Genomic DNA, 25,251 nt, shown 5'->3' with positions numbered 1-25,251 from the left:
CCCGGGTGCAGATATCGTCATGGGCATGCCTCGCCGTGACCTGCCGCCCCCGCCTCCGCCCGCGCACCTGCGCGCCTGGATGGACGAGCGCGCGGTACGGGCCGACCGCGCCCGGTTCCTGCGGGAACTGGGCCGCCGGGCCCTGGGTGTCGGCCAGTTGCTGCTGCTGTGGGCGGTCTCCGCGGTGTTCGCGCTCGGCTGGTCCTTCGTCGGCATGGCCCTGATGGCCTTCGAGCAGGGCGACGCGGGCTCGAAGGTCCTCGGCCTCGTCTTCGCCGTGCTCGGCGCGGGCGTCCTGGTCCCGGCCGGGATCTGGTTCGCCTGGGGCGCCCGCCGGTACCGCGCGGTGCGGCAACTGCAGTGCGCCTGGGCGGAGGCGGACCGGGACCCGGCCGCCGACGGCCTGCTGCGGGCTCCCTGGCTGAGCCTGGCCTGGCTGCTGGCCTCCCTGGGGCCGGCCGCGCTCGGGCTCTGGCTCACCTTCGGCGTCGCGGTGTCGGCCCGGCCGGGCTCCGACACGTACAGCGAGGTCGCGTACTACATGGGCCTCGGCATGATCCTGTGGATCACCGGCCTGCTGGGCCTCGGCAAGGCGGGCGCCCACTACCGCTGGGCGCTCCGCCTCGGCCGCACCCCTACGGCGCGGTAGTACCGGGCTCGGGCGAGGGCCCGGCCGCCGGTTCGGCCGCCGGTTCGGGCGCCGGCGAGCCGATCAGCATCGACGGCGCTCCGGCCACCCGGGTCAGGAACACGGTCGCGGAGTTCGGGCCCTGCGGCTTGACCTTCTTGCGCAGTTCCTCGGGCTCGATCGCGGAGCCCCGCTTCTTCACCGTCAGGATGCCGACGCCGCGCTCGCGCAGCAGGGCCTTCAGCTTCTTCAGGCCGAAGGGCAGGACGTCGGTGATCTCGTACGCCGTCGCGTACGGCGTCGCGCGCAGCTCGTCGGCGGTGACGTACGCGATGGTCGGGTCGATGAGCCGGCCGTCCAGCCGCTCGGCGACCTCGGCGACCAGGTGGGCCCGGATCACCGCGCCGTCGGGCTCGTAGAGGTAGCGGCCGACCGGCCCGGCCTCGGGGTCGGGCAGCGGGTCGGCGGTCTCCAGCGAGCGCGGCCCGGGGAGCAGGGTGGCGCGGACGGTGCCGGGGGCGGTGCCGAACCAGAGCACGGCCTCCTTGACGTCACCGGTGTCGGAGATCCACTCGGCCTCGGCCTCCTTCGGCACCGCCTCGTGCGGGATGCCGGGCGCGATCTTGATCGCGGCGTGCCGGGCCGTCAGGGCGGCCCGGACGGCCCAGGAGAGCGGCGGGGAGTAGCCCTCCGGGTCGAAGACGCGGCCGCGCCCGCCGCGCCGGGCCGGGTCGATGAACACGGCGTCGTACGCGGAGGTGTCCACCTCCGTCACGTCCGCCTCCCGGACCTCGATCAGGTCCGCCAGGCCCAGCGCCTCGGCGTTGGCGCGCGCGACGGCGACGGTGAGCGGGTCGCGGTCCACCGCCAGCACCCGGATGCCGAGCCGGGCCAGGGCGAGGGCGTCCCCGCCGATGCCGCAGCACAGGTCGGCGACGCTGCGCACGCCGAGGGCCGCCAGCCGTCCGGCGCGGTAGGAGGCGACCGAGGCGCGGGTGGCCATCTCGCCGCCGCCGGGCGTGAAGTACATCCGGTACGCGTCCTCGGCGCCGAACTTCGCCACCGCCCGCTGCCGCAGCCGGGCCTGCCCGAGCGCGGCGGAGACCAGCGCGGCGGGGTGCTCGCGGCGCAGCCGGGTGGCGACGGCGAGCTCCTGGGCGGGGTCGTAGGCGCGGAGCGAGTCGAGGAGGGCACGGCCCTCGGGGGTGAGGAGGGCGGCGAAGTCTTCGGGGGTCACCGGTTCATTGTGGGCCAGTCGGTGGAAGGTCGGCGTCCGCTCGCGGTGTCGCCCGGGCGGCGCGGGCCGCCGGTGCGAGGATCCGCTGCTATGCAGCTAGTAGGACAAAAGGGAAATCGGAAGCAATACGGTCACCGGTCCGCGGGGCGTGCGCGCGGCCGGTTCGGGGTGGTCTTGGCCGCGCTGCTGGTCGCCGGCCTGGGAACGGCGTGCGGCTCCTCGGAGTCCGCGGCGCCGGACAAGACCGAGAAGACGAAGGCCGGCAAGGGCGCCGAGTCGGGCGCGGCCGGCGCCCTCGCCCAGGCGAAGGCGGCCCAGCAGGCCCGCGTCGCCGCCGCCAAGCGCTGGGGCCTGGTCAAGACCCCGCTCATGGCTCCGGCCGCGCCGAAGGAGAAGCCGGAGATCAGCACCCGCGAGGGCTTCGAGGTGGAGGACGGCGACGAACTGCCGCACGTCTTCACCACCGTCCCGACGGAGGACAAGGTTGTCTTCCTCACCATCGACGACGGCGCCGAGAAGGACCCCGAGTTCCTGAAGATGATGCGGGAACTGAAGATCCCGTACACGGCGTTCCTCAGCGACTACCTGGTGCGGGACAACTACCCGTACTTCAAGGAGATGCAGGCCGCCGGGGTCACCCTCAACAACCACACCCTCAACCACCGGTACATGCCCGGACTCTCCTACGACCAGCAGCGCGAGGAGATCTGCGGCCAGCAGGACACGATCCAGAGGGTGTTCGGCAAGCGCCCGACCCTCTTCCGGCCGCCGTACGGGAACTACAACCAGGACACCCTCAAGGCGGCCAAGTCCTGTGGCATCAAGGCGGTCCCGCTGTGGAACGCCGAGGCGTTCGTCAACCGCATGGACTACCGGGAATGGGACCGGGACCTGCACCCCGGTGACATCATCCTCACGCATTTCCGCGGGAAGGACGATTGGAAGGGGTCGATGCCTGACATGATCCGTCATGTCATGAAGACCGTCACGGACAAGGGGTACGCCGTGGCTCGGCTGGAGGACTATCTGTGAAGTACGCGCGCCGGTTGGTAGCCGGAACGCTGGCGGCCGGTGCGCTCGCGCTGTCCCTGTCGGGGTGCGGGAAGAGCGTGGACCCGATCGAACGGATGGGCCGCAAGGCCTCGCAGGAGGCGAGCCCGCAGGCCGCGGGCTCGCCCTCGGCGCCCGCCCTGCCGTCCGCGGGGGCGGGGGCGGACACGGGGGACGCGTACAAGCGCTGGGGGCTCTCGGAGCCCCTGAAGTTCGCCCCGAAGCCCGACCGCAAGCCCGCCCTGCCCTCGGCGGCGCCGGGCAAGGTCCCGGTGGTGGACCGAATACCCGTCCCGCCGGGCGAGAAGGTCGTCTTCCTGACCTTCGACGACGGCGCCGAGAAGGACCCCGAGTTCCTGAAGATGGCGGCCGAACTGAAGCTGCCCCTCTCCATGTTCCTGACGGACAGCGTGGCCTCGTCGGACTACGGGCACTTCGAGAAGCTCCGCGACAACGGCAGCGGCAGCACGATAAACAACCACACCCTGACGCACCCGAACCTGCGCACCCTCTCCTTCGCGGCGCAGAAGAAGGAGATATGCGGCCAGCAGGACCGGCTGGAGAAGCGCTTCGGTCACCGCCCCCCGCTGTTCCGCCCGCCGTTCGGCAACTACAACGCCGACACCCTCAAGGCCGCCTCGGAGTGCGGGATCTCCTCGGTGGTGCTGTGGCGGGTGTCGATGCAGATCAACAACTTCCAGTACGCCGAGGGTTCGGCGCTGAAGCCGGGGGACATCGTCCTGGCCCACTTCCGCGGCAAGGCGGAGCTCAAGGGCTCGACGGAGATCGAGATGACGACGCGCATGCTCCGCCGCATCCAGGAGCAGGGCTACGCGATAGGCCGCCTGGAGGACTACCTCTGACCCCGCGCCCCTGACGGCGGACCGCGGCCACCGCGGCTACCGCGGGTCTCCGCCCGGCAGGGCGTTCTCGGGGTGCGGCGGTACCACGATCGGGGTGATCGTCGTTTCCGCCGGGCCGCGGGCGTCCGCCTGGCGGCCGCGTTCCGCGCTGTCGCTGATGCGCAGCAGCAGGGCGATCATGATCCAGTTGGCCAGGAGGGACGAGCCGCCCTTCGCCAGGAAGGGGAGGGCCTTGCCGGTCAGAGGGATCAGGCCCGTCACGCCGCCCGCGACCACGAAGACCTGGAGGGCCAGCGCCGCCGAGAGGCCGACCGCCAGCAGCTTGCCGAACGGGTCGCGCGCGCCGAGGGCCATGCGCAGGCCCCGCTGCACCAGCAGGGCGTAGAGGAGCAGGACGGCCATGACGCCGGCCAGGCCCAGTTCCTCGCCCACCGTGGTCAGGATGAAGTCGCTGCGGCCCGCGAACTTGATCAGCTCCGGGTGGCCCATACCCAGCCCCGTGCCGGACATCCCGCCCGTGCCGAAGCTGAACAGCGCCTGCGCCGACTGGTCCGAGGTGACGCCCGGCGGCCGGTCCTTCCAGTAGTAGGACAGCGGGTTGAGCCAGGCGGCCACGCGCGCCTTGACGTGCGGTTCGGTCGAGCCCACCGCGAAGGCGCCCACCGCCGCCATGAACACACCGCACACGATCCAGCTGGTGCGCTCGGTGGCGACGTACAGCATCACCACGAACACGCCGAAGAAGATCAGCGAGGTGCCGAGGTCGCGCTCGAAGACGAGCACCAGCATCGACACGATCCACACCGTGACGATCGGCCCGAGCTGACGCATCGGCGGCAGCCGCATGCCCAGGAACCTGCGGCCGGTCAGGGACAGCGAGTCGCGGTGGACGACCAGGTAGCCCGCGAAGAAGACCGCGATCATGATCTTCACGAACTCGCCGGGCTGGAGCGAGAAGCCGAACAGGATGATCCAGCGCTTCGCGCCGTACGTGTCCGCGCCGAAGAACACCGGCGCGATCAGCAGCACCAGCGCCACCGCCATGGTGATGTAGATGAACCGCTGGAGCAGCCGGTGGTCGCGAAGCAGCGCCAGCACCAGCAGGCACGCGGCGAACCCGACCACCGTCCACAGCAGCTGGTCGGGGGCGTTCGGGGCGCCCCCGTACCGCTCGATGTAGCTCTGGTCGAGCCGGTGGATCAGCACCAGCCCGAGCCCCGTCAGCAGCATGGCCAGCGGCAGGATCAGCGGGTCCGCGTACGCCGCGAACCGGCGCACGCCCAGGTGCCCCACCAGCGACAGCAGGGTCATGCTGAGCGTGAAGCCGGCGAGGTTCGGCGGCAGCTCGCCGTTCATCGCCAGGCCGGCGCTCACATGGCCGAAGACGGCGATGGCGATGACGAAGAGGAGGAGCAGCGCTTCCGTGCGGCGGCGCGCGCCGGCCGCCGTCAGGGGCCTCAGTCCACGCACGGGATGCCGCCGCCGTCCGCGGCGCCCTTCCCGGAAGCGCCGGGGGAGGGCGACGAGGCGGGCGCCCCGGCAGGTGCCGCCGATGACGCCTCACCGGATGCCGGCGGGGTGCTCGGGCCGCCCGGGCCTTCGGAAGCCTTGGGTCCGATCTGCTCGGCAATGAGGCGCTTTATCTTCATATCATCTACGACGTTGATGTCCTCCCCATGGTTCCTTCCGAAGCGCTCTATGGGGAGCGTCACGAACCTCGTTTTGCCTCCGGACAGGTTTTTGGCCTGTTTCACGAAGGACAGCAGATCCCATCCGGCGTCGGTCACCACGTCCTCCTTCGCCGAGTCGATCAGCTTCATCAGCTTCGTCGGATCGGTGAAGGTCCCGACGGAATTCAGCTTGTGCGTCGCGCCCGCGAGGAAGGCCTGCTGTCGTTTCGTCCGGTCCAGGTCGCCCGCTTCCAGGCCGTGCCGCTGCCGTACGAAGGCCAGCGACTGCTGCCCGTTCAGGTTCTGGCGGCCCGCCGGGAAGTCCGCGCCCGAGTACTTGTCCTTCACCGGCTTCTTCAGGCACACCGGTACGCCCTTCAGCGCGTCGGCCAGGTGGTAGAAGCCGGCCAGGTTGAGCTCGGCGAAGTGATCGACCGGGACGCCCAGGAAGTTCCGCACGGTCTCCAGCTGCGCCTTGCGGCCCGCCTCGCGGCCCTCCCGCTCCAGCTCCCGCTGGTCCTTGACGCCCTGCGCGGTGAGGGCGTCCTCCCTGGCCGCCTTCGCCAGCCCGTACGCCTTCTTGACCTTGTCCTTCCCGTGCCCGGGGATCGCCACGAAGTCGTCGCGCGGGACGGAGAAGGCCGTCGGCCGCCCGCCGTCGCCCGGTACGTGCAACAGGATCAGGGTGTTCGCGTTGTAGCCGCCGATGTCGGAGCTCCCCGCGTGCAGCTTGTCGAGGACCTCCTCCGGCAGCTTCTCGCCGTTCTGGTCGCGGCGGCTGTCCAGGCCCATGAGCAGGATGTTCGTGTCTCCGAACTTCGACTTCTCGGCGCCCTCCAGGGCCTTCGAGCTGCCGATGCTCCCCGCCAGGTCCTGGTACGCGTACCAGGCGGTGCCGCCCGCGATCGCCGTCACCGCGCAGCCGGTGATCAGCAGCTTGCGGCCGAGTCCGCGGGACGGGTGCCGGCGCTTGGTCTTCCTGCGATGCGCGCTCATGCCTGTCGATGCTGGGGGAGCGGTGCTGAAGGAACCCTGAGGATCCTGAAACCGCCCTCAGGAGCCCACGGGCCCGGACACGCGTTCCGCCGCGCTTCCCGCCGCGCTTCCCGCCGCGCGCCCCGGCACGCGCAGCACCAGCCGCGCGCCCCCGGCGGACGAGGCGAGCGCGTGGACGTCGCCGCCGTGCGCCCGCGCGATCTCCCGGGCGATGGCCAGGCCCAGCCCGGTGCCGCCGGCGGCACGGCTCCGGTCCTGATCCAGCCGTACGAAGCGCTCGAACACCCGGTCCCGGTCCGCCTCCGGGATGCCCGGGCCGTCGTCCGTGACCTCCAGCAGCGCCCAGCCCCCGGCCGGGTCCGCCCCGGCCCGGACGGTGACCCCGGCGCGGGCGTGCCGCAGCGCGTTGTCCACCAGGTTGGCCAGCGCCCGCTCCAGCCGCGCCGGATCCCCGGACGCCGGTACGGGCGCCCGCGCCTCCAGCCGTACCGGAACCCGGGGATCCGGGCGCCGCGCCACGTCCTCCGCGGCCAGCAGCGCCAGGTCCACCGGCTCGGAGCGGCCGTGACCGGCCCCGCCCCGGCCGGCGGCCCGGTCCCCGTCGCCGTCGCCGTCGAGCCGGGCCAGCAGGAGGAGGTCCGCCGCGATGCGCTGGAGCCGCTCCGTATCGGCCAGCGCCGCCGCCACCGACTCCCGGTCGGGGCTCTCCAGCGCCACCTCCAGCCGGGACCGGACCGCCGCCAGCGGATTGCGCAGCTCGTGCGAGGCGTCCGCCGTGAACTGCCGCTGGCGGGCGTCGCTGCGCTCCAGCCGGTCGAGCGTGTCGTTGACCGTCCGGGCCAGCTCGGCGATCTCGTCCGCCCCGCCCGGGTCCGGGACCCGCCGGTCCAGCTCGCTCGCCGTGACCGCCGCCAGCCCGGTCCGGATCGCCGCCACCGGGCGCAGCGCCTGCCCGGTCACCCACCAGGCCAGGGCCGCCGCGAAGCCGATCAGCGGGGGCGCGCCGGCCAGCATCCCGATCGCGACCGCCCGGGTCGCGTCGTCGACGTCGCCCAGCACGGTGACCGCGTACACGGCGTACACCTCGCGCCCGTCGGGCGCCGTCACCACGACCACCGCGCGCCGTTCCGCGCCGGGGCGCGCGGGCGGCAGTACGGCCGAGTGGGAGTCCACCCCGGCGGCGGGACGCAGCCGGCCGAGCTCCGGGGTGTCCTTCGGGTCCCCGCTGGTGGCGACGGTCCGGCCGCGCGCGTCCTTGACGAGGACCAGGTCGACGCCGCCCTCGGGCGCGGGCAGCCGCCCGCCGGGCGGCAGGGAGCCGGTGTCGAGCTGCGCGGCGACCTTGCGGGCGGCGAGTTCGGTGCGGCCGGTGGTGTTGTCGAGCAGGTTCGCCCGCAGCAGCGTGTACAGCCACAGCCCGCCGGCGCCGAGGACGGCCGCCATCGCGAGGGCGGCGGCCACCGCGGCGCGCCGCCGGAGCGGGCCCATCCGTGTCCGGTCAGCCACCGTCGGGGGCCATCCGGTAGCCGGTGCCGTGGACGGTGAGGATCGAGCGGCGGCCGAAGGGGGCGTCGATCTTGCGGCGGAGGGAGGAGACGTACACCTCCACGATGTTCGGGTCGATGGCCTGCGGGCCGTCCCAGACCCGGTCGAGGATCTCCTGCTTGGCGACGGCCTCGCCGGGGCGCTCCAGCAGACAGGCGAGGACGCCGAGCTCACGGGCGGTCAGCTCGATCTCCCGGTCCCCGCGGCGGCAGCGGCGGGCGGGCGGGTCGAGGACGAGGTCCCCGGCCTGGAGCACGCGCCCGGGATCGGGCGCGCCGGCCCGGCGGGCCAGGGCGCGCAGCCGCGCGGCGAGGACGACGAAGGAGAACGGCTTGGTGAGGTAGTCGTCGGCGCCGGCGTCGAGACCGTCGGCCTCGTCGTGTTCGCCGTCCTTGGCGGTGAGCATCAGGACGGGGGTGGGGTCGCCGTGGGCGCGCATGCGGGTGCATATCTCGTGGCCGCCGAGGCCGGGCAGCATCAGGTCGAGCACGACGACGTCGTAGCCGGCGGCCCCTCCGGCCGTTCCGGCGGCGGCCCCGTCGACGGCCCCGCCGGTGAGGGCGAGGTCGAGGCCGCGGTGGCCGTCGTGGGCGACGTCGACCCAGTGGCCCTCGGCGCAGAGGCCCCGCCGCAGGGACTCGGCGAGGCCCTCTTCGTCTTCGACCACCAGGATGCGCATCGCTCAAGCGTCACATATCGGGCCGCAGAGCCCCCGGGCCGCATCCGTCCGGGGGCCGGAAAAGGCAGGGTGACGTGGCCGGATCGCGACCCGGCCGGAGTTGGATTGGCACTCCGCTTGACCGAGTGCTAATCGCCGGAATAGTCTCGGGCCTGGCACTCGCCACTGGTGAGTGCCAACGCAGCGACAGGTAGGTCCGGCACCCGCGACGACGGAACCACCTGGTCGCCACCCCAAAACAGTTAACCCCGTGAGATCTCCGAAGGGGGAGACCGGATCGTGACGACCACCAGCTCCAAGGTTGCCATCAAGCCGCTCGAGGACCGCATTGTGGTCCAGCCGCTCGACGCCGAGCAGACCACGGCCTCCGGCCTGGTCATCCCGGACACCGCGAAGGAGAAGCCCCAGGAGGGCGTCGTCCTCGCGGTGGGCCCGGGTCGCTTCGAGGACGGCCAGCGTCTTCCGCTGGACGTCACCGTCGGCGACGTCGTGCTGTACAGCAAGTACGGCGGCACCGAAGTGAAGTACAACGGCGAGGAATACCTCGTCCTCTCGGCCCGCGACGTGCTCGCGATCGTCGAGAAGTAAGTCACTTCTCCAGTTTTGCTTTGAGCTACGCCCCTGGTCACCCCTGCTGATGCCGGGCGGCGAGGGGCGTAGTTCGTTCTAGGCGGTCGCGGTGAGCGGCCGGGGATCGCAACGAGAGGGCTGAACCGCTCCCATGCCGAAGATTCTTAAGTTTGACGAGGACGCCCGTCGCGCTCTTGAGCGCGGCGTCAACAAGCTTGCCGACACGGTCAAGGTGACGATCGGTCCCAAGGGCCGCAACGTCGTCATCGACAAGAAGTTCGGCGCCCCCACCATCACCAACGACGGTGTCACCATCGCCCGCGAGGTCGAGCTGGACGACCCGTACGAGAACCTGGGCGCGCAGCTCGTGAAGGAGGTGGCGACCAAGACCAACGACATCGCGGGTGACGGCACCACCACCGCCACCGTGCTGGCCCAGGCGCTCGTCCGCGAGGGCCTGCGCAACGTCGCCGCGGGTGCCTCCCCGGCCGCCCTGAAGAAGGGCATCGACGCCGCGGTCAAGGCCGTGTCCGAGGAGCTCCTCGCGACCGCCCGCCCGATCGAGGACAAGTCCGACATCGCCGCCGTGGCCGCGCTCTCCGCGCAGGACCAGCAGGTCGGCGAGCTCATCGCCGAGGCGATGGACAAGGTCGGCAAGGACGGTGTCATCACCGTCGAGGAGTCCAACACCTTCGGCCTGGAGCTGGAGTTCACCGAGGGCATGGCCTTCGACAAGGGCTACCTCTCGCCGTACATGGTCACCGACCAGGAGCGTATGGAGGCCGTCCTCGACGACCCGTACATCCTGATCAACCAGGGCAAGATCTCGTCCATCCAGGACCTGCTGCCGCTGCTGGAGAAGGTCATCCAGGCGGGTGGCTCCAAGCCGCTGCTGATCATCGCCGAGGACGTCGAGGGCGAGGCGCTCTCCACCCTCGTCGTCAACAAGATCCGCGGCACGTTCAACGCCGTGGCCGTCAAGGCCCCGGGCTTCGGCGACCGCCGCAAGGCGATGCTCCAGGACATGGCCACCCTCACCGGTGCCACCGTCATCGCCGAGGAGGTCGGCCTCAAGCTCGACCAGGCCGGTCTGGACGTACTCGGTTCCGCGCGCCGCGTGACCATCTCCAAGGACGACACCACCATCGTCGACGGTGGGGGCGAGTCCTCCGAGGTCATCGGCCGCGTCAACCAGATCAAGGCCGAGATCGAGTCCACCGACTCGGACTGGGACCGCGAGAAGCTGCAGGAGCGCCTGGCGAAGCTCGCCGGCGGCGTCTGCGTCATCAAGGTCGGCGCCGCCACCGAGGTGGAGCTCAAGGAGAAGAAGCACCGCCTTGAGGACGCCATCTCGGCGACCCGCGCCGCGGTCGAGGAGGGCATCGTCTCCGGCGGTGGCTCCGCGCTCGTCCACGCCGTGAAGGTGCTGGAAGGCAACCTGGGTCTGGCCGGCGACGAGGCCACCGGTGTCGCGGTCGTCCGCCGCGCCGCCGTCGAGCCGCTGCGCTGGATCGCCGAGAACGCCGGTCTCGAGGGTTACGTCATCACCTCGAAGGTCGCCGAGCTCGACAAGGGCCAGGGCTTCAACGCCGCCACCGGCGAGTACGGCGACCTGGTCAAGGCCGGCGTCATCGACCCGGTCAAGGTCACCCGCTCCGCGCTGGAGAACGCCGCTTCCATCGCCTCCCTGCTGCTCACGACCGAGACCCTGGTCGTCGAGAAGCCGGCCGAGGAAGAGGCCGACGCCGGTCACGGCCACGGTCACGGCCACAGCCACTGATCGAGCCCCACGCCGAGAAGGCCCCGTTCCGCAGCCGCGGAACGGGGCCTTCCCCGTTCTTGCCGGATTTCTCAGGATCCGTACGGGGATCCCGACCCGCCCATCTGACGTTGCAGCTGTCCGGGGTTGTAGTGCCACCAGCCCTCGGTGATCTCCCCGCCCTGGCAGCGGAAGGTGGTGCTCCCCGACATCTCGTACGTCTTCCCGGTCGCGGCGACCCCCATGAACTCGCCCTTCTGGGTGCCGCGCCAGTTCCACACCGTCGTGACCAGGTTGCCCTCGGACAGCTGGGCCACCGGCTCGAAGGTCATGTCGAAGGCCCTGCTCCAGGCCTCCACGCCCGACCGCATGGCGTCGCGCCCGATGGCGGTCGGCTCCTCCCTGCCGGCGTCGTGGTCGATGTAGTTCGCCGCGCAGCACTCGTCCAGGACGCCCAGGTCGCCGCCCATGAGCGCTTCCCGGAACACCCGGTCGACCAGCCGCTTGTTGAGGTGCTCGTCGCGGACCACGTCGAGGTTCACGAACTTCGGCATTCCCTCGCAGAGGGCCACCATCTGCTCGAACATCCGGTCCGTCTCGGGGAGGTGAGAGTTCCTCATGGCGTCCTCGTACGAGGCGAATTCCACCATGTCCACGTAGTGGTTCCGGGCTTCGCGGTCCTGGCCGATCATCGTGTGGGTCGCGGTGCGCTTCCCGCTGCTCTGCTCCGCCCAGCGGTCGATGAGCGCGTTCATCTCGTCGAACCGCCTGGTCTCGTAATCGATCACTTGTACGAATGTCATGGCGTCGCCTCCCGCTGGAGATGGGACATGTCCAGTTTAGGGAGCCAATGCCCTTTTGTTACTGGGGTCCGTACTTGCGGCCCGTACGCGAGGACATCCCGCCCAGCAGACCGCGCGGCGTCAGCTTCACCACGCCCATCAGCGCCTTGTAGCGCGGATCCGGGACCGACACCGTCTTGCCCCGCGCCAGGTCGGCCAGCGCCGAGGCCACCAGCTTGTCGGCGTCGAGCCACATCCAGCCGGGGATGTTGTCCGTCCCCATGCCCGCCCGCTGGTGGAACTCCGTGCGCACGAAGCCCGGGCACAGCGCCATCAGCCGCACGCCGGAGCCCGACAGGTCCCGCGCCGCGCCCTGGGTGAACTGCACGACCCACGCCTTGCTGGCCCCGTAGGTGCCGCGCGGCACGAAGGCGGCGACCGAGGCCACGTTGATGACCCCGCCGCGGCCGCGCGAACGCATCGACGCGGTGGCCGCCGAGGTCAGCCGCAGCACCGCCTCGACGTGCACCTTCAGCATGGTCAGCTCGTCGGCCATCGAGACTTCGAGGTAGCGCCCCTTGTTGCCGAAGCCCGCGTTGTTGACCAGCAGGTCCACCGGGTGCGTACGGTCGCCCAGGCGCTGCTCGACGGCGGCGATGCCCTCCTCGGTGGCGAGGTCGGCGGCCAGCACCTCGGCCTCGATGCCGTGCCGGTCGTGCAGCTCGGTGGCCTGTTCGGCGAGCCGCTTCGTATCGCGGGCCACCAGTACGAGGTTGTGCCCCTGGGCGGCGAGCCGCCGGGCGAAAGCGGCGCCGATGCCCGCCGTGGATCCCGTAATCAACGCAGTCGTCATGTGCGCAACCTAGCCGCCCGGGCTGACGGCGCCGAGCGGGCCCGGCCCGTGGCCGCGTCGGCCGTACTTCGCCGCCCCGGCCGCAATTTCTCCGCGTACCGCGAGGATCACGGACCGTGTCATCCCCGGCCGCGGCTCAAAGGGTCGGGCGGACATTCGCGCCGCGGTCAAAGCGGGGCTTATGCTCGAAGGGTGATCGAGGCACGTCATCTCCGGGTCCTGCGCGCTGTCGCCGGGACCGGGTCCTTCTCCGCCGCAGCCCGCGAGCTCGGCTGCACCCAGCCGGCCGTCTCCCAGCAGATGAAGGCGCTGGAGCAGTCGGCCGGCACCCCCCTGCTCATCCGTACGGGGCGCGAGATGCGGCTCACCCAGGCGGGTGAGGCGCTGGTCCGGCACGCCGCCGGGATCCTCGCCGGACTGACGGCCGCCGAGGAGGAGGTCGCCGCCATCGCGGGGCTGCGCGCGGGCCGGGTCCGGCTGGTGTCCTTCCCGAGCGGGAGCTCGACCCTGGTGCCGACCGCGCTCGCGGCGATGCGCGCCGAGCACCCGGGTACCCGTATCTCCCTGGTCGAGGCCGAGCCGCCGCGCTCCGTGGAGATGCTGCGCGAGGGCGACTGTGACGTGGCGCTGGCGTTCCGGTACGGCGGGGCCGCCCATTCCGCTGCGGAGTGGGAGGACCTCGTGGTGCTGCCGCTGCTGACCGACCGGCTCGTCGGGCTGGTTCCCGACGGGCACCGGCTGGCCGGCGCGGAGCGGGTGGGCATGGCGGAACTCGCCGACGAGCCGTGGATCGCCGGCTGTCCGCGCTGCCGCCGCCATCTGGTGGAGGTGTGCGAGGGCGCGGGCTTCACCCCGCGCATCGACTTCGCCACCGACGACTACCCGGCCGTGGTGGGCCTGGTGGGCGCCGGTCTGGGCGTCGCGGTGCTGCCGGAGCTCGCGGTGGAGTCCGTACGGGCCAAGGGCGTGAGCACCCTGAGCGTGGAGCCGGCGGTGGAGCGGGAGGTCGTGGCGCTGACGCTGCCCGACCTGGCCCGCGTGCCGGCCGTGGCCGCGACCCTGGCCGAGCTGGAGCGGGCCGCCGCGCGCTGAGCGCGCGCAGGGGCCCCCGCCGTACGCGCGGCCGTGCGCGGGACGGCGCGAGCTGTTCCGGGAGACGCGCGAGGAAACGTTCCTTCAGGCGTCTCCCGGCCGCTGGTCAGTGGGGCGCGATCGGTCCGATCGAGGTCGAGGCGGGGATCAGGCGGTGCCGCGCGCGGCCCATCAGCTCTTCGCGTTCGTCTTCGGTGAGGCCGCCCCACACCCCGTAGGGCTCGCGGACGGCCAGGGCGTGTGCGGCGCATTCAGAGCGCACCGGGCAGCGCATGCAGACCTCTTTAGCCGAGGCCTCGCGCGCGCTCCTGGCCGCGCCCCGCTCGCCTTCCGGGTGGAAGAACAGGGAGCTGTCGACTCCCCGGCAGGCAGCGAGCAGCTGCCAGTCCCAGAGGTCGGCGTTCGGTCCGGGGAGGCGGGAGAAATCTGCCATGGGTAGTCCTCTTGGTGCCGGTACTGAGGCGGATACGGTCCATGTCTCCAACGGGTCTCCACACCTACTGTCGTAGTAGATGTAAATATGACTCATTGGGAATCTAGCCTCAGACACGTGCCAAACGGAAGGAAAGCCGCCAAATAGGGCATAGCTCCAGATGGAGGACAGATGACTTGCGCCTCCGGCGTTGTGATCGGGTCCTCACGTAGAGTGCCGAAGGTGCCCGTCGAACCCGTAACTCTTTCGAGTGACCATCGTTGAGAGTGCGAAGGCGGTTGAAAGAAGAAGTTCTCGGACATGTGTCCGAGAGCATCGACCGCACAGGTGACGATACGTACCAGCCTGGAGGCTCAAGGTGACGCGCATCAGCAGCTGCGGAGGGCGGTCATGACATCCGTCCTCGTCTGCGACGACTCCCCGCTTGCCCGAGAGGCGCTCCGTCGCGCGGTTGCCACCGTGCCCGGCGTCGAGCGTGTGACGACGGCAGCCAACGGCGAGGAAGTCCTCCGCCGCTGGGGTGCCGACCGCTCCGATCTGATTCTGATGGATGTACGGATGCCCGGGCTGGGCGGTGTGGAGACGGTGCGCCGGCTGCTCTCGGCCGACCCGGGCGCCCGCATCATCATGCTGACGGTCGCCGAGGACCTGGACGGCGTGGCCCTCGCGGTCGCCGCCGGCGCCCGGGGTTACCTGCACAAGGACGCCTCGCGCGCCGAACTGCGGGCCACGGTCACCCAGGCCCTGGCCGACCCGACCTGGCGACTGGCCCCGCGCCGGCTCCGCTCGGCCGAGATGGGCGCCGCGCCCACGCTCACCGCGCGCGAGATCCAGGTCCTGGAGGGCATGAGCCACGGCCGGTCCAACGCGGAGATCGGGCGCGAGCTCTTCCTCTCCGAGGACACCGTCAAGACGCACGCCCGCCGGCTGTTCAAGAAGCTGGGCGCCTCGGACCGGGCACACGCCGTGGCGCTCGGTTTTCGCTGGGGCCTGGTCCGCTGACCGTCCGCTGACCGCACGCCCACCGGCCGGCCACCGCCCCTGACCGGGGCAGACCGGCCGCAGGCCGGCATCCGGGAGCGGTCCCCGCCCGCCACCGGCGGGCGGGGCGGCGCGCCACCCCCTTCCGGCCGGCCGCGCGGGTCCCGTCGTACCCGGTGCGCGGCCGGGGATTGGCGGGGCACAATCCGGGGGACGTGTCGCTTCGTGCGCGATGCCGCATCCTTGAGTGTGTGGCCGCGTTTTTCGGAGATGGGGCCGCGGGGATGATTCGGGCCGAGCGGAGGGGAGGGCGCAGACGATGAGTACCGGCGCACCCGCTCACAACGCTTCGATGCACAACAGTGACGACCGCGGTGCCACGAATGCTCCGGCGTCAAGGCACCATGGATTGATGCGTGACGACGACGCCCAGGGGTCACCCGCGGCCGCAGGCCCGAGCGGCGCCGCCAAGGGCGGCAGTGCCGCCGGTGTCAGCGCACTCGTACGCCGGGCGGTGGAGGGCGACGAGCAGGCCACGCACGATCTGCTCGCCTTCGTGCACCCCCTCGCCATCCGCTACTGCCGCACCCGGCTCTCGCGGCTCCCCGGTGACGCCCGTCACTTCGTGGAGGACCTCGCGCAAGAGGTCTGCGTCGCCGTCCTGATGGCGCTGCCGCGGTACCGGGACACCGGGCGCCCCTTCGAGGCCTTCGTCTTCGCCATCGCCGCCCACAAGGTCGCCGACCTCCAGCGCGCCGCCATGCGGCACCCGGGGAGCACGGCCGTGCCCTCGGACGAGATGCCGGAGCGGCCGGACGACTCGCTGGGCCCGGAGGAGCGGGCGCTGCTCAGCAGCGACGCCGCCTGGGCGAAGAAGCTGCTGGCGAACCTGCCGGAGAACCAGCGCGAGCTCCTCGTCCTGCGCGTCGCCGTCGGGCTGACCGCCGAGGAGACCGGGCAGATGCTCGGGATGTCCCCCGGCGCGGTGCGGGTGGCGCAGCACCGGGCGCTCAGCAGGCTCCGCGCCCTCGCCGAGCAGTAGGTTCCGTCGTAGGAACAGACGAAACTTCTCCTTGACCTTGGTCGTGGAATGAGACGCGGCGGGATCCCGTTAGCATGGACATCCGCGCAGAGCAAGACCATTGGGAAGGTGTCATGACCGACAGCGGTTCGACCGGAGTACCCGACAAATTCGCCACGCTCGGACTGACCTACGACGACGTGCTGCTGCTGCCGGGCGCGTCGGACATGTCGCCTGACGCGATCGACACCTCTTCCCTCATCTCGCGCAACGTGCGCGTCAACGTCCCGCTGCTGTCCGCCGCCATGGACAAGGTCACCGAGGCCCGCATGGCCATCGCGATGGCCCGTCAGGGCGGCGTCGGCGTCCTGCACCGCAACCTCTCCATCGCGGACCAGGCCAACCAGGTCGACCTGGTCAAGCGCTCCGAGTCCGGCATGGTCACCGACCCGATCACGGTGCACCCGGACGCGACGCTGCGCGAGGCCGACGAGCTGTGCGCCAAGTTCCGCATCTCCGGCGTGCCCGTCACCGACGCCGCCGGCAAGCTGCTCGGCATCGTCACCAACCGTGACATGGCCTTCGAGTCGGACCGCAGCCGCCAGGTGCGCGAGGTCATGACCCCGATGCCGCTGGTCACCGGCAAGGTCGGCATCTCCGGCGTGGACGCCATGGAGCTGCTGCGCCGCCACAAGATCGAGAAGCTTCCGCTGGTCGACGAGGCGGGCCTGCTCAAGGGCCTGATCACGGTCAAGGACTTCGTCAAGGCCGAGAAGTACCCGAACGCCGCCAAGGACAAGGACGGCCGCCTCCTGGTCGGCGCCGCGGTCGGCGTCGCCGGCGACGCGTACGACCGCGCGCAGGCCCTGATCGAGGCGGGCGCCGACTTCATCGTCGTCGACACCGCGCACGGCCACTCCCGCCTGGTCGGCGACATGGTCGCCAAGATCAAGTCGAACTCCTCGGTCGATGTCATCGGCGGCAACATCGCCACCCGTGACGGCGCCCAGGCCCTCATCGACGCCGGCTGCGACGGCATCAAGGTCGGCGTCGGCCCCGGCTCGATCTGTACCACCCGCGTCGTCGCCGGCATCGGCGTCCCGCAGGTCACCGCGATCTACGAGGCCTCCCTCGCCGCCAAGGCCGCGGGCGTCCCGGTCATCGGCGACGGCGGCCTCCAGTACTCCGGCGACATCGCCAAGGCCCTGGTCGCGGGCGCCGACACGGTGATGCTCGGCTCGCTGCTCGCGGGCTGCGAGGAGTCCCCGGGCGAGCTGCTCTTCATCAACGGCAAGCAGTTCAAGTCGTACCGCGGCATGGGCTCGCTCGGCGCGATGCAGTCCCGCGGCGACCGCAAGTCCTTCTCCAAGGACCGCTACTTCCAGGAGGGGGTGGGCGGCGACGACAAGCTCATCCCCGAGGGCATCGAGGGCCAGGTCCCCTACCGCGGCCCGCTCTCCGCGGTCGTGCACCAGCTCGTCGGCGGCCTGCGCCAGTCGATGTTCTACGTCGGCGGCCGCACGGTCCCGGAGCTCCAGGACCGCGGCCGGTTCGTCCGCATCACCTCGGCGGGACTCAAGGAGAGCCACCCGCACGACATCCAGATGACGGTGGAAGCCCCGAACTACTCCCGCAAGGGATAGCCGGGCGGGCGGTGCCGAGCGCATGAGGGCGGGTCCGGAGCAGCCGGGCCCGCCCTTCGGCCGCCCGGAGCCAGGGCGACCGCCGGGGGCTCCCCGGACCCCGCGCCCCGAATGCCGGCGGGGCCGGACACGGCGTCCGTACAGCGGTCACCGGAACGCGGGTCCCCGGCCTTCGGGGATACTGGACAGGCAGACCCAGAGGAAAGGCCACCACACGTGACTGAGATCGAGATCGGGCGCGGCAAGCGCGGCCGCAGGGCGTACGCGTTCGACGACATCGCCATCGTCCCGAGCCGGCGTACGCGGGACCCGAAGGAGGTCTCGATCGCCTGGCAGATCGACGCCTACCGCTTCGAGCTGCCCTTCCTCGCAGCCCCCATGGACTCGGTCGTCTCCCCGCAGACCGCCATCCGCATCGGCGAGCTCGGCGGCCTCGGCGTGCTGAACCTCGAAGGCCTGTGGACCCGGTACGAGGACCCGCAGCCGCTGCTCGACGAGATCGCGGAGCTGGACGAGGAGACGGCCACCCGCCGCCTCCAGGAGATCTACTCCGCGCCGATCCAGGCCGACCTGATCCGGCAGCGCATCAAGGAGGTGCGCGACTCGGGCGTCGTCACCGCCGCCGCGCTCTCCCCGCAGCGCACCGCCGAGTTCTCCAAGGCCGTCGTCGACGCGGGCGTGGACATCTTCGTCATCCGCGGCACCACGGTGTCGGCGGAGCACGTCTCCGGCGCCGCCGAGCCGCTGAACCTGAAGCAGTTCATCTACGAGCTCGACGTCCCGGTCATCGTCGGCGGCTGCGCCACCTACACCGCGGCCCTGCACCTGATGCGCACCGGCGCGGCCGGTGTCCTCGTCGGCTTCGGCGGCGGCGCCGCGCACACCACGCGTAACGTGCTCGGCATCCAGGTCCCGATGGCGACCGCCGTCGCGGACGTGGCCGCGGCCCGCCGCGACTACATGGACGAGTCCGGCGGCCGCTACGTGCACGTCATCGCCGACGGCGGCGTGGGCTGGTCCGGCGACATCCCGAAGGCCGTCGCCTGCGGCGCCGACGCCGTGATGATGGGCTCCCCGCTGGCCCGTGCCACCGACGCGCCCGGCAAGGGCAACCACTGGGGCATGGAGGCCGTCCACGAGGACGTGCCGCGCGGCAAGAAGGTCGACCTGGGCACGGTCGGCACCACCGAGGAGATCCTCACCGGCCCGTCGCACTCCCCGGACGGCTCGATGAACATCTTCGGCGCGCTGCGCCGCTCGATGGCCACCACCGGCTACAGCGAGCTCAAGGAGTTCCAGCGGGTCGAGGTCACCGTCGCGGACTCGCAGCACCGCCGCTGACGCCCCGTACGGCGCACGTACGACGCCGGAGGGCCGGCACCCCGCCAGGGGTGCCGGCCCTCCGGCGTGTGTCACAGCCGGTGGGCGGCGCCGGCGGGGCTGGCGCCGCGCGTGTCGAGGAGCAACTGGGCCTTCACCGCCAGGCCTTGGAGGTCGTAGGTGCGGTGGTGCTGGAGCAGGATCGTCAGATCGGCGTTGGCGGCGGCCTCGTAGAGCGACTCGGCGCGCGGCACCGGCTGGTCGCGCACCCGCCACCCGGCGATGTACGGGTCGTGATAGCTGATCAGGGCCCCGAGGTCGAGGAGGCGGTTGGCGATCTCGCCCGCCGGGGAGCCCTCCTGGTCGGCGAGGTCGGGCTTGTACGTGACCCCGAGCAGCAGGACCCTGGCGCCGCGGGCGGATTTGCCGTGTTCGTTCAGCAGGGTGGCCGAGCGCTGGATGACGTACTGGGGCATCCGGTTGTTGATCTCCTGCGCCAGGCCGACCATGCGCAGCGGGTGCCCGGGGGTGCGGGTGGTGTGGGGGAGGTAGTTGGGGTCGAGCGGGATGCCGTGGCCGCCGACGCCGGGGCCGGGGCGGAAGGCCTGGAACCCGTACGGCTTGGTCTCGGCGCAGCGGATGACGTCCCAGAGGTCGACGCCCAGGTCGTGGCAGAGGACCGCCATCTCGTTCATGAGGGCGATGTTGACGTGCCGGTAGTTGGTTTCGAGGAGCTGGACGGTCTCGGCCTCGCGCAGGCCGCGGGCGCGGACGACCTTCTCGGTGAGCCGGGCGTAGAACGCGTGGGCGGACTCGGTGCAGGCGGGGGTGAGGCCGCCGATCACCTTGGGGGTGTTGGAGACGCCGTGCGTGCGGTTGCCCGGGTCGAGGCGGCTGGGGGAGTAGGCCAGGTGGAAGTCCCGGCCGGCGCGCAGCCCGGAGCCCTCTTCCAGGATCGGCCGCAGGTAGTCCTCGGTGACGCCGGGGTGGACGGCGGATTCGAGGATGACGGTGGTGTGCGGGCGCAGCCGGGCGGCGAGGGTGCGGCCGGCCTCGCCCACGGCGGTCAGGTCGAGCGCGCGGTCGGCGCCGAGCTGGGTGGGGGCGCAGATGACGGCGGTGCGGACCCGGCCGAGTTCGGCGGGGTTGGTGGTGATCCGGAAGCCGGCCGCCGACATGCGGCGGATCTCGGCGGCGGTGAGGGTGCTGTCCGTGGCCGGACCGCTGTCGTAGCCGACGGTCTCGATCCTGGCGGCGACGGCCGCCTGGGCGAGGGGGAGGCCGAGGTGGCCGAGTCCGATGACGGCGAGATCTGCGGGCATGGGGGGCCGTCCCTTCCCTTCCCTGACATGCATGAGGGGGCGGTGCGCGCAAGTCCTGTGGACCGGGGGAGCGGACTGGAGCTGGCGCAATGTCAGACTAGGCGTATATATGACAGAAATGTCGCATTACGTGGCGGTGGTCGCCCTTGTGTTGTCCACAGGCGGTGGCCGATGCGGGTGCGGGCGGTCAGAATCAGGAGAACGGGGGATGTGAGAGGGATCACCAACGGGAGGCAGTCGTGAGGACAGCGGCACTGGGACCGGTCCAGCGCGCCGAGGCGCTCGCCCGGATGGCCGAGCGGGAACTGGACGTACTGGTGGTGGGCGCGGGCGTGGTGGGAGCCGGAACCGCGCTGGACGCCGTGACCAGAGGGCTGTCGACCGGCCTGGTGGAGGCGCGGGACTGGGCCTCGGGCACTTCCAGCCGGTCCAGCAAGCTGATCCACGGCGGACTGCGGTACCTGGAGATGCTCGACTTCGCCCTCGTGCGGGAGGCGCTCAAGGAGCGCGGCCTGCTGCTGGGGCGGCTGGCGCCGCACCTGGTGAAGCCGGTGCCGTTCCTGTACCCGCTCCAGCACCGGGCCTGGGAGCGGTTCTACGCGGGCTCCGGCGTCGCGCTGTACGACGCCATGTCCCTCTCCAGCGGGCACGGGCGCGGGCTGCCGGTCCACCGCCACCTGTCGCGCACCCAGGCCCTGCGGGTGGCTCCGGCGCTGCGCAAGGACGCGCTGGTGGGGGCCCTGCAGTACTACGACGCCCAGATGGACGACGCGCGGTACGTCACCACGCTGGTGCGGACGGCCTCGGCGTACGGGGCGCACTGCGCCAACCGGGCGAGGGTGGTCGGGTTCCTGCGCGAGGGCGAGCGGGTCGTCGGCGCGACGGTGCGCGACGTGGAGGGCGGCGGGGAGTACGAGGTCCGCGCGAAGCAGATCGTGAACGCGACCGGGGTGTGGACGGATGACACCCAGGCGCTGATCGGGGAGCGCGGGCAGTTCCACGTACGGGCGTCGAAGGGCATCCACCTCGTCGTCCCGAAGGACCGGATCCACTCCTCGACCGGGCTGATCCTGCGCACGGAGAAGTCGGTGCTGTTCGTGATCCCGTGGGGTCGGCACTGGATCGTGGGGACCACCGACACGGACTGGGACCTGGACAAGGCGCATCCGGCGGCCTCCAGCGCGGACATCGACTACCTGCTGGAACACGTGAACTCGGTGCTGGCGGTGCCGCTCACGCGGGACGACGTCCAGGGGGTGTACGCGGGCCTGCGGCCGCTGCTCGCCGGCGAGTCGGACGCGACGAGCAAGCTCTCCCGGGAGCACACGGTGGCGCACCCGGTGCCGGGGCTGGTGGTCGTGGCGGGCGGCAAGTACACGACGTACCGGGTCATGGCGAAGGACGCGGTGGACGCGGCGGTGCACGGGCTGGACCAGCGGGTGGCGGAGTGCGTGACCGAGGAGGTGCCGCTGGTGGGGGCGGAAGGGTACCGGGCCCTGTGGAACGGGCGGGCCCGGATCGCGGCGCGGACGGGAATTCATGTGGCGCGGGTGGAGCACCTGTTGAACCGGTACGGGTCGATGACGGAGGAACTGCTGGAACTCATCGCGGCGGACCCCGGGCTGGCGGAGCCGCTGGGCGGGGCGGAGGACTACCTGCGCGCCGAGGTGGTGTACGCGGCCTCGCACGAGGGGGCGCGCCACCTGGACGACGTCCTGACGCGGCGGACGCGGATCTCGATCGAGACGTTCGACCGGGGGACGCGGTCGGCGCGGGAGGCTGCGGAGTTGATGGCTCCGGTTCTGGGCTGGGACAAGCAGCAGATCGAGAAAGAAGTGGAACACTACGAGAAGCGGGTGCAGGCGGAACGGGAATCCCAGCGTCAGCCGGACGACCAGACGGCGGACGCGGCGCGGCTGGGGGCGCCCGACATCGTTCCGTTGTAACTCCGGGATCTGGAACGGGGAACCGTAGACCCGGGGCGCCCGTCCGTTGCGGAGTGAGGAACAATGAGGGTTCTGCCGGGGCGGGTTCTGCCGGGGTTGGTCACCTGACACCCCGGCCGCCGGGGCTGCCGGGGCGGCCTGAGCAGGCGGCACGATCGCAGAGGGGACGCATGTCGAAGCCGGAGCACACCGAGTCGCCGGAGCCGTCTGTCGGAGCCGGATCGCCTGCGGCGAAGCCGGGTCCGGCTCCGACGGCTCCGGGGCCCGCCGATCCCTCCACGCCCGCGTCAGCGGCCGGGGACCCGGATCCGGCCAAGCCCGCGGCCGCCAAGCCCGCGGCGAAGGGTCCGGATCCGGCCAAGCCGAAGGCCGCCAAGCCGGCGGCGAAGGGTCAGGATTCGGCCAAGCCCGCGGCCGGCAAGTCGTCCGCCGCCGCGGACGCCTCCGCCGAGCCCGAGGACGCGAAGCCGGCGGGCGCCGCCAAGCCCGCCGCCGCGCCCGAGGCCGCGAAGCCCGTGGTGAAGGGCCCGGATCTGGCGAAGCCCGCGCCGGGCAAGTCGTCCGCCGAGGCGGATGCCTCCGCCGAGGCCGAGGCCGAGGACGCGAAGCCCGCGGCTTCCAAGGGCGCGGGCAAGGCCGCGTCCGGGGGGCTGGATCTGGCCAAGCCTTCGGCCGGCAAGCCGTCCGCCTCCGCCGAGGCCGAGGACGCGAAGCCGGCGGCTTCGAAGGGCGCGGGCAAGGCCGCGCCGGCGACGCCGGCCGCGCCGGTGAAGGGCAAGGCCAGCAACCCCGTGACCGAGAAGGCCGACGCCGTGGCCGCCGAGGTCAAGGCGCGGGCCGAGGCGGCGAAGGCCGCCGGGAACGGCCAGGACAAGGGGCGGCTGCTCGCGGGCCGCTACCGGCTCGGCGCCGTCCTCGGCAAGGGCGGCATGGGCACCGTCTGGCGCGCCGAGGACGAGACCCTCGGCCGGACGGTCGCCGTCAAGGAGCTCCGCTTCAGCACCGGGGTCGACGAGGACGAGAAGCGCCGCCTCATCACCCGTACCCTGCGCGAGGCCAAGGCCATCGCGCGGATCCGCAGCGGCGGCGCCGTCACCGTCTATGACGTCGTCGACGAAGACGGCCGCCCGTGGATCGTCATGGAGCTCATCGAGGGCCCCTCGCTGGCCGAGTTCATCCGCGAGCGCGGCACGCTGACGCCCCGCCGCGCCGCCGAGGTCGGCCTCGCGGTGCTCGACGTGCTCCGCGCCGCGCACGGCCAGGGCATCCTGCACCGCGACGTGAAGCCCTCCAACGTGCTCATCGCCGGCAACGGCCGCGTCATCCTCACCGACTTCGGCATCGCGCAGGTCGAGGGCGACCCCTCCGTCACCTCCACCGGCATGCTCGTCGGCGCCCCGTCCTACATCTCGCCCGAGCGCGCCCGCGGCCAGCGGCCCGGTCCGCCCGCCGACATGTGGTCGCTCGGCGGTCTGCTGTACGCCGCCGTCGAGGGCGTGCCCCCGTACGACAAGGGCTCCGCGCTCGCCACGCTCACCGCCGTGATGACCGAGCCGGTGGACCCGCCCAAGAACGCCGGCCCGCTGACCGAGGTCATCTACGGCCTGCTGGTCAAGGACCCGGCCCGCCGCCTCGACGACGAGCGCGCCCGCGCGATGCTCACCGCGGTGATCAACGCCCCCGACGAGCCCGAGCCCGCCCCCGAGCCGGTCCCCTCCGCGGAGGAGACCCGGCAGATCTCGCTCGTCGAGGCCAAGCAGGCCGCCGAGAAGATCGCCGAGGCGAAGGCCGAGAAGAAGGAGCGCGAGCGCCGCGAGCGCGAGCAGCGCGAACGGGCCCGCGCGGCACTGAAGGCGGCCCGCAAGGCCGCGGCGGTCCCGGCCGCCTCGGCGGCAGCGGCGCCCGCCGCGCGCCCCGGCGGCCCGATCGCGGCCTCGCTGACCGACGTCATGCCGCGCCGCACCATCGCGCTCGCGATAGCCGGCGTGATCGTCGTACTGGCCGTCATCGGCTCGCTCGTCGTCTACGCGTTCAGCGGCGACGACAAGGGCGGCAAGAACGAGGGCAAGGGCGGCGCGACCCCGAGCGCCTCCGGCAGCGCCTCGACGGGCGCCGCCGCGGGCGGTACGGCCAAGGGCGGCGACGCCAAGGCCAGCGCGGACCCCAAGGGCGGCGGGGAGGCGTCCCCGGGCCAGTCGCCGGGCAACCAGCAGAGCAGCCAGGGCCAGACGCAGGGCCAGACCCAGGGGCAGACGCAGGGACAGGGAGAGGGCGGCGACAGCCAGGGCCAGGGGGCCGCGCCCGGCACCCCCGGCGGCACCCTCCCGGCCGGCTACGCCACGGTGACGGACCCCCGGTTCCACTTCAGCATGGCGATGCCCGAGGGCTTCCACCAGACCGACACGGCGGGTGAGAACTCCGGCGCGATATACAGCCGCGACGGGGGTTTCCCCCGCATCCAGGTCGACTTCAACGGCAGCCCGCTCGACGACGCGCGCGCCGCGTGGGCCTCGCTGGCCCCGGCAGTGGCGGGCAGCAGCAAGAACTACAAGGTGATCCGGATCGAGTCGGTGAAGTACCGGGACTATCCGACCGTCGCCGACTGGGAGTTCGAGCGCGACCAGAAGGGCATCCGGGTCCGGGTGCTCAACCGCGGCTTCAAGGCGGACGCGAAGCACGGCTTCGCCATCATGATCAGCTGCCCCGCCGCGGACTGGGACGGCGCGGAGTGCACGCAGATGCGGACGACGGCGTTCGAGACGTTCCAGATACTGGGCTGACGCGGAACACCCCACCCGTACGGACGGGCCTCGTCAGGCCCGGGACGCGGGCGGCCCCGGCGACGTATCGTGTCAGAGGGG

Annotated in this window: 21 protein-coding genes; 12 read left to right on the top strand and 9 right to left on the bottom strand. The window is 72.0% G+C overall.

Annotation, left to right across the window (positions count from 1 at the left end; translation table 11 throughout):
* Window positions 1-25: 25 nt before the first annotated feature.
* Window positions 26-649 carry a hypothetical protein gene (locus IE248_RS04320; protein WP_229895115.1) on the top strand — a complete coding sequence of 208 codons (624 nt, stop codon included), beginning with the start codon at window positions 26-28 and terminating at the stop codon, window positions 647-649.
* On the opposite strand, the gene IE248_RS04315 is transcribed toward IE248_RS04320, so the two are convergent.
* Complete coding sequence (locus tag IE248_RS04315; protein ID WP_190029973.1) at window positions 636-1,865, bottom strand: THUMP-like domain-containing protein; 1,230 nt, start codon at window positions 1,863-1,865, stop codon at window positions 636-638. The two genes, IE248_RS04320 and IE248_RS04315, sit on opposite strands and share 14 nt — an antisense overlap.
* Window positions 1,866-1,955: 90 nt before the next feature.
* Here IE248_RS04315 and IE248_RS04310 point away from each other — a divergent pair, with 90 nt between their 5' ends.
* A complete protein-coding gene (locus IE248_RS04310; RefSeq protein ID WP_037791980.1) occupies window positions 1,956-2,897 on the top strand; it encodes a polysaccharide deacetylase family protein in 942 nt (313 codons plus the stop codon).
* On the top strand, window positions 2,894-3,778 hold the full coding sequence (locus IE248_RS04305) for a polysaccharide deacetylase family protein (RefSeq protein WP_373301461.1): 885 nt from the start codon (window positions 2,894-2,896) through the stop codon (window positions 3,776-3,778). The genes IE248_RS04310 and IE248_RS04305 overlap by 4 nt, the downstream gene beginning before the upstream one ends.
* A 36-nt stretch (window positions 3,779-3,814) precedes the next feature.
* Here the strand turns inward: IE248_RS04305 and IE248_RS04300 are convergent, their stop codons facing one another.
* The 4 genes from IE248_RS04300 to IE248_RS04285 are packed head-to-tail and all read right to left on the bottom strand — an operon-like array spanning window position 3,815 to window position 8,668.
* Window positions 3,815-5,248, bottom strand: coding sequence for an FtsW/RodA/SpoVE family cell cycle protein (locus IE248_RS04300; RefSeq protein ID WP_008739625.1), 1,434 nt, complete (start codon window positions 5,246-5,248; stop codon window positions 3,815-3,817).
* Window positions 5,236-6,444, bottom strand: a complete 1,209-nt coding sequence (locus IE248_RS04295) for an LCP family protein (RefSeq protein ID WP_008739624.1) — start codon at window positions 6,442-6,444, stop codon at window positions 5,236-5,238. Before IE248_RS04295 ends, IE248_RS04300 begins: the two co-directional genes overlap by 13 nt.
* A gap of 57 nt (window positions 6,445-6,501) precedes the next feature.
* Window positions 6,502-7,950: a sensor histidine kinase gene (locus tag IE248_RS04290; RefSeq protein ID WP_229895114.1), complete on the bottom strand. Its 1,449-nt coding sequence runs from the start codon at window positions 7,948-7,950 to the stop codon at window positions 6,502-6,504.
* Window positions 7,943-8,668 carry a response regulator transcription factor gene (locus tag IE248_RS04285; protein WP_008739622.1) on the bottom strand — a complete coding sequence of 242 codons (726 nt, stop codon included), beginning with the start codon at window positions 8,666-8,668 and terminating at the stop codon, window positions 7,943-7,945. Before IE248_RS04285 ends, IE248_RS04290 begins: the two co-directional genes overlap by 8 nt.
* Window positions 8,669-8,947: 279 nt before the next feature.
* Here IE248_RS04285 and groES point away from each other — a divergent pair, with 279 nt between their 5' ends.
* A complete protein-coding gene (gene groES, locus IE248_RS04280; protein ID WP_008739621.1) occupies window positions 8,948-9,256 on the top strand; it encodes a co-chaperone GroES in 309 nt (102 codons plus the stop codon).
* A 133-nt stretch (window positions 9,257-9,389) separates the two neighbouring features.
* On the top strand, window positions 9,390-11,018 hold the full coding sequence (groL, locus tag IE248_RS04275; RefSeq protein WP_190029972.1) for a chaperonin GroEL: 1,629 nt from the start codon (window positions 9,390-9,392) through the stop codon (window positions 11,016-11,018).
* Between the two features lie 71 nt (window positions 11,019-11,089).
* Here the strand turns inward: groL and IE248_RS04270 are convergent, their stop codons facing one another.
* Both IE248_RS04270 and IE248_RS04265 read right to left on the bottom strand, forming a co-directional pair.
* The gene (locus tag IE248_RS04270) at window positions 11,090-11,800 is read right to left on the bottom strand and encodes an ester cyclase (protein ID WP_073794677.1); all 711 of its coding nucleotides are present in this window, start codon (window positions 11,798-11,800) and stop codon (window positions 11,090-11,092) included.
* A gap of 58 nt (window positions 11,801-11,858) precedes the next feature.
* Complete coding sequence (locus tag IE248_RS04265; protein ID WP_008739618.1) at window positions 11,859-12,632, bottom strand: SDR family NAD(P)-dependent oxidoreductase; 774 nt, start codon at window positions 12,630-12,632, stop codon at window positions 11,859-11,861.
* A gap of 192 nt (window positions 12,633-12,824) precedes the next feature.
* Here IE248_RS04265 and IE248_RS04260 point away from each other — a divergent pair, with 192 nt between their 5' ends.
* Window positions 12,825-13,724: a LysR family transcriptional regulator gene (locus IE248_RS04260; RefSeq protein WP_037798046.1), complete on the top strand. Its 900-nt coding sequence runs from the start codon at window positions 12,825-12,827 to the stop codon at window positions 13,722-13,724.
* A gap of 106 nt (window positions 13,725-13,830) precedes the next feature.
* Here the strand turns inward: IE248_RS04260 and IE248_RS04255 are convergent, their stop codons facing one another.
* Window positions 13,831-14,157 (bottom strand): WhiB family transcriptional regulator, encoded by a 327-nt coding sequence (locus tag IE248_RS04255; RefSeq protein WP_008739615.1) that lies wholly within the window; start codon window positions 14,155-14,157, stop codon window positions 13,831-13,833.
* A gap of 390 nt (window positions 14,158-14,547) precedes the next feature.
* Here IE248_RS04255 and IE248_RS04250 point away from each other — a divergent pair, with 390 nt between their 5' ends.
* The 4 genes from IE248_RS04250 to IE248_RS04235 all read left to right on the top strand — a co-directional run bounded on the left by IE248_RS04250 (window position 14,548) and on the right by IE248_RS04235 (window position 19,143).
* Window positions 14,548-15,159 carry a response regulator transcription factor gene (locus IE248_RS04250; RefSeq protein ID WP_003948568.1) on the top strand — a complete coding sequence of 204 codons (612 nt, stop codon included), beginning with the start codon at window positions 14,548-14,550 and terminating at the stop codon, window positions 15,157-15,159.
* 391 nt (window positions 15,160-15,550) lie between these two features.
* Complete coding sequence (locus IE248_RS04245; protein ID WP_008739613.1) at window positions 15,551-16,180, top strand: sigma-70 family RNA polymerase sigma factor; 630 nt, start codon at window positions 15,551-15,553, stop codon at window positions 16,178-16,180.
* 113 nt (window positions 16,181-16,293) lie between these two features.
* Window positions 16,294-17,802 (top strand): IMP dehydrogenase, encoded by a 1,509-nt coding sequence (guaB, locus tag IE248_RS04240; RefSeq protein ID WP_008739612.1) that lies wholly within the window; start codon window positions 16,294-16,296, stop codon window positions 17,800-17,802.
* Between the two features lie 216 nt (window positions 17,803-18,018).
* The gene (locus IE248_RS04235; protein WP_030230774.1) at window positions 18,019-19,143 is read left to right on the top strand and encodes a GuaB3 family IMP dehydrogenase-related protein; all 1,125 of its coding nucleotides are present in this window, start codon (window positions 18,019-18,021) and stop codon (window positions 19,141-19,143) included.
* Between the two features lie 71 nt (window positions 19,144-19,214).
* Here the strand turns inward: IE248_RS04235 and IE248_RS04230 are convergent, their stop codons facing one another.
* Window positions 19,215-20,444, bottom strand: a complete 1,230-nt coding sequence (locus IE248_RS04230) for a nucleotide sugar dehydrogenase (RefSeq protein WP_073773765.1) — start codon at window positions 20,442-20,444, stop codon at window positions 19,215-19,217.
* A gap of 239 nt (window positions 20,445-20,683) precedes the next feature.
* Here IE248_RS04230 and IE248_RS04225 point away from each other — a divergent pair, with 239 nt between their 5' ends.
* Both IE248_RS04225 and IE248_RS04220 read left to right on the top strand, forming a co-directional pair.
* Complete coding sequence (locus tag IE248_RS04225; RefSeq protein ID WP_073773764.1) at window positions 20,684-22,390, top strand: glycerol-3-phosphate dehydrogenase/oxidase; 1,707 nt, start codon at window positions 20,684-20,686, stop codon at window positions 22,388-22,390.
* Window positions 22,391-22,560: 170 nt separating this feature from the next.
* Window positions 22,561-25,170, top strand: a complete 2,610-nt coding sequence (locus IE248_RS04220) for a serine/threonine-protein kinase (protein ID WP_190029971.1) — start codon at window positions 22,561-22,563, stop codon at window positions 25,168-25,170.
* Window positions 25,171-25,251: the final 81 nt, after the last annotated feature.

This window comes from Streptomyces goshikiensis (assembly GCF_014650555.1).
Classification (GTDB): domain Bacteria; phylum Actinomycetota; class Actinomycetes; order Streptomycetales; family Streptomycetaceae; genus Streptomyces; species Streptomyces goshikiensis.
Note: the sequence above shows the minus strand (reverse complement) of the source record. Positions and strands in the feature narration are given on the sequence as shown.